This window comes from Pseudonocardia halophobica, from assembly GCF_027922425.1.
Lineage (GTDB): Bacteria > Actinomycetota > Actinomycetes > Mycobacteriales > Pseudonocardiaceae > Pseudonocardia > Pseudonocardia halophobica.
In genome coordinates this window covers 1-705 of sequence record NZ_BSFQ01000206.1, presented here as the reverse complement: position 1 = coordinate 705, position 705 = coordinate 1, and the positions used below count along the sequence as shown (strand labels likewise).

Here is a 705-nt window from a genome sequence, read left to right as displayed (position 1 = left end):
TCGGCCCTCGCGCAGCTGCAGCGAGGCCTGGCGTTCCCAGTCCGCGGCGAAGCGGCGGACCTCGCCGAGGTGATAGGTGAGGCCCCGCTCGCCGACGTCGGCCAGCGCCCCTCCCGGTCCCACCGCGCCGAGCTGGCGCGGATCGCCTACCAGCAGAAGCTTGGCGCCGGCGGCGTCGCAACGACGGGTGATCTCGGCCAGCTCGCCGGTCGAGGCCATCCCGGCCTCGTCGACCACGACCAGGTCGCCCTCGCGGGGCACCATGTTCCCGGGCGTGTTCGACAGCCACCGCGCGGTGTTCGCCGCCGTCAGCCCCTCCTCGGCGAGCAGGTCCGCCGCGACCTGGGACGGCGCGAGGCCGAGGACGCGGCGCCCGGAGTGCGTCCAGGCGTCGGTCAGCGCCCCGACCGTGAAGGTCTTGCCGGTTCCAGCCGCGGCAGCGAGGACCTCGGCGCGCGCTCCTGAGGTCAGTACGCCCCGCACGGCGGCGGCCTGATCGGCGCCGAGCTCGTGGCCGGACTCGGCGAACCGGGCCACGATCGCGTCGGCCTCCGCGTGATCGAGCGCATCCGCGCCGCGCAGCACGGCGGTGCGCCGCAGCAGGCGTTCCGCGGCAAGTTGACCGGGCGCGCTGTATCGCTCCCCGCCCGGCCGCGCGAACATCGACGACCCGTCCTGGCGACGCAGCTCTCCCGGCAGGGAGTC

At 75.6% G+C, this 705-nt stretch carries 1 protein-coding gene; it reads right to left on the bottom strand.

Annotated elements, in window-relative coordinates:
* Nucleotides 1-705, bottom strand: a 705-nt coding sequence (locus tag PKE99_RS38175) for an AAA family ATPase (RefSeq protein WP_271215118.1), incomplete at both ends; no start/stop codon positions are given.